General features: G+C 61.4%; 2 protein-coding genes. One reads left to right on the top strand and one right to left on the bottom strand.

Annotated elements, in window-relative coordinates:
- Nucleotides 1–2,239 (bottom strand): phosphoenolpyruvate synthase (ppsA, locus tag ACK4OE_RS25480; RefSeq protein WP_409889212.1); only part of this gene is annotated, 2,239 nt, incomplete at its 3' end.
- Between the two features lie 276 nt (nucleotides 2,240–2,515).
- Between ppsA and ACK4OE_RS25475 the strand changes: the two genes are divergently transcribed.
- A complete protein-coding gene (locus tag ACK4OE_RS25475; protein ID WP_409889211.1) occupies nucleotides 2,516–3,337 on the top strand; it encodes a pyruvate, water dikinase regulatory protein in 822 nt (273 codons plus the stop codon).
- Nucleotides 3,338–3,661 lie beyond the last annotated feature (324 nt).

Here is a 3,661-nt window from a genome sequence, read left to right as displayed (position 1 = left end):
CCTTGATGGCCTGGTGGATCAGTGCCTGCACGGCAGGGTCGCGCTCGTCAAAGTCGTGTGCCAGCAGCTCCAGGCCCGAATCGCGGTCCAGACCCAGGGTGAGCTGGGTCAGGTCGTTGGAGCCGATGGAGAAGCCGTCGAAGAACTCCAGGAAGCGCTCGGCCAGGATGGCGTTGCTGGGCACCTCGCACATCATGATGACCTTGAGGTCATCCTTGCCGCGTTGCAGGCCATGCTGGGCCAGCAGTTGCGTCACGCGCTCGGCTTGGCCCAGCGTGCGCACAAACGGCACCATCACCTGTACGTTGGTCAGACCCATGTCGTTGCGCACGCGCTTCAAAGCCTCGCACTCCATGGCAAAGGCTTCGCCAAAATCTGCGCTCAGGTAGCGCGCAGCACCACGAAAACCCAGCATCGGGTTTTCTTCTTCCGGCTCATAGCGGCTACCGCCGATCAGCTTGCGGTATTCATTGGACTTGAAGTCCGACAGGCGCACGATGACGGGCTTGGGCCAGAACGCGGCGGCAATCGTCGCCACGCCTTCAGCGACCTTGTCCACATAAAACGCGCGGGGGCTGGCATGGCCACGGGCCACAGATTCCACAGCCTTCTTCAGGTCGGCGTCGATCTGCGGGTAGTCCAGGATGGCCTTGGGATGCACCCCAATGTTGTTGTTGATGATGAACTCCAGCCGGGCCAGGCCCACACCTTCATTGGGCAACTGGCAGAAGTCGAACGCGAGCTGGGGGTTGCCCACGTTCATCATGATCTTGGTCTTGATGCTCGGCATCTCGCCGCGCTGGACTTCCGTCACTTCGGTTTCCAGCAGACCGTCATAGATCTTGCCCGTGTCGCCCTCGGAGCAGCTCACGGTGACCAGCGTGCCGTCTTTCAACAACTCGGTGGCGTCGCCACAGCCCACCACGGCCGGAATACCCAGCTCGCGCGCAATGATGGCGGCGTGGCAGGTGCGGCCGCCGCGGTTGGTGACTATGGCGCTTGCGCGCTTCATCACGGGCTCCCAGTTGGGGTCGGTCATGTCGGTGACCAGCACATCGCCCGGCTGGACCTTGTCCATCTCGGAGATGTTGTGCACCAGGCGCACGGGGCCGGTGCCGATCTTCTGGCCAATGGCGCGGCCTTCGGCCAGCACGGTGCCGTGGCCCTTGAGCTTGTAGCGCAGCTCGGCCTGGCCCTTGGACTGGCTCTTCACGGTCTCGGGTCGTGCCTGCAAGATGTAGAGCTGGCCGTCGGTGCCGTCCTTGCCCCATTCGATGTCCATGGGGCGGCCATAGTGCTCCTCGATCACCAGGGCGTACTGCGCCAGCAGTTGCACGTCGGCATCGGTCAGCGAATAGCGGTTGCGCTGCTCGGTGGGCACGTCGACGGTCTTGACCAGCTTGCCGCTGGCGGCTTTTTCTTCGGCCGTGGAGAACACCATCTGGATCAGCTTGCTGCCCAGATTGCGGCGGATCACAGCCTTCTTGCCCGCCTTGAGCATGGGCTTGTGCACGTAGAACTCGTCGGGGTTCACGGCGCCCTGCACCACCGTCTCGCCCAGACCGTAGCTGCTGGTGATGAACACCACATCTTCAAAGCCCGATTCGGTGTCGATGGTGAACATCACGCCCGCAGCGCCCAGGTCAGAGCGCACCATGCGTTGCACACCCGCCGACAGGGCCACCACATCGTGCTCAAAACCCTTGTGCACGCGGTAAGAGATGGCGCGGTCGTTGTACAGCGACGCGAACACTTCCTTCATCTTGTGCAGCACATCGTCAATGCCCACCACGTTCAGGAAGGTTTCCTGCTGGCCCGCAAACGACGCGTCGGGCAAATCCTCGGCCGTGGCGGACGAGCGCACGGCAAACGACGCTTGGGGGTTGCCAGCGCTCAGCGTGGCAAATTCATCGGCTATGGCTTTTTGCAGGTCGGCCGGGAAGGGCTGGGCCTCGACCATGGCGCGGATCTCGGCGCCCACCTTGGCCAAGGCGCGCACGTCTTCGGTGTCCAGGCTCTTGAGCTTGGCGCTGATCTTGTCGGCCAGGCCGTCATAGGCCAAGAACTCGCGGAACGCGTGGGCCGTGGTGGCAAAGCCCGTGGGCACGCGCACGCCCTGCGGCAGTTGGGAGATCATCTCGCCGAGGGAGGCGTTTTTACCGCCCACGGACTCGACATCGGTCATTCTCAGGTTTTCAAACGGTACGACCAGGGCGGTCGGGCTGAAAAGTGCAGACATGGGAAAGCTCCAGAAGTTGAAACCGGGTCTGCGTGCCGGGCGCTTCGGGGCCCCAGGCAAGCGGCCATGCACAGGCTGCGACTTTGTTGTTGTGGTTGTAGGCCGACGGTGTGCATGGTGAGAATTGGATAATTGTGACAATTGTAGGCCTGCGCCACTGGCGGCGGGCTGACGCATTTTCACGGCTTACGCAAAACGGATAACCCCGCCCATGTGCTGCCCCGCACCGGCGACGGCCCCACCCTGACTGCGCAAGCCCAATCAAAAAAGGGCCCCATGCACACGCGCACCGTATTTTTTGTCTCTGACGGCACCGGCATCACCGCCGAAACTTTTGGCAACGCCATCCTGGCCCAGTTCGAGATGAAGCCGCGGCACGTGCGCCTGCCCTTCATCGACACGGTGGACAAAGCCCACCAGGCCGTGCGGCAGATCAACCACACCGGAGAGGTCGAGGGCAAAAAACCCATCGTCTTCACCACCTTGGTGAACATGGAAGTGCTCAAAGTTATTCAGGATGGCTGCAAAGGCATGCTGCTGGACATGTTTGGCACCTTTGTGCACCCGCTGGAGGAAGAACTGGGCATCCGATCGCACCACCGTGTGGGCCGGTTCAGCGACGTGAGCCGCAGCAAGGAATACACCGACCGCATCGAAGCCATCAACTTCAGCCTGGCCCACGACGATGGCCAGAGCAACCGCGACCTGGCCGGTGCCGACGTGATCTTGGTGGGCGTGAGCCGCAGCGGCAAAACCCCCACCAGCCTGTACCTGGCCATGCAATACGGCATGAAAGCCGCCAACTACCCGCTGATCCCCGAAGACTTCGAGCGCCGCCAGCTGCCCCCCGCGCTGGAGCCGCACCGCAAAAAGATCTTCGGCCTGACCATCCAGCCCGAGCGCCTGTCCGAGATCCGCAACGAGCGCCGCCCCGATTCCAAGTACGCCAACCTGGTGAACTGCCGCCACGAGGTCGCAGAGGCCGAGGCGATGATGCGGAGATCGGGGATTCGGTGGCTGTCTACGACCACGAAGTCGATTGAAGAGATTGCGACGACCATCCTGCAAGAGATTCGGCCGGAGAGGTTGGAGTATTGAGGGGGAGGAGGCAGTGCGGGGGTTGCATTGTGTCTTTCGAGTGCGCAACCGCCAATTTTTAGATAAAAACTGGCTCTAGCGCTTATTCAGAAATCGCCAGCAGCTATAAATTAAATAGCAGTTTTCACCTAACGCTGCATGGTTTCTTCTGGAACGGTTTTGATGGCGCGGAGAACAGCAACCATGGTTGGCGTGGGGACTGGTTTGGGCCGAGGCTGTGTGAAAACCCAACCCACAACCGCTGCTAAAAATTAAAATAACGGCACCCGATTTGAGCGAGGTGCCCATGAAGCGATTCATCGAAGGCGAAGACCGACAACAGGT

Source organism: Acidovorax sp., assembly GCF_046314175.1.
Classification (GTDB): domain Bacteria; phylum Pseudomonadota; class Gammaproteobacteria; order Burkholderiales; family Burkholderiaceae_C; genus Acidovorax.
This window is presented reverse-complemented; position numbering and strand designations above follow the sequence as displayed.

What these genes read in the sequence shown, in the direction of transcription:
- ACK4OE_RS25475 (WP_409889211.1), top strand. Translation starts at nt 2,516, where the DNA reads ATGCACACGCGCACCGTATTTTTTGTCTCTGACGGCACCGGCATCACC.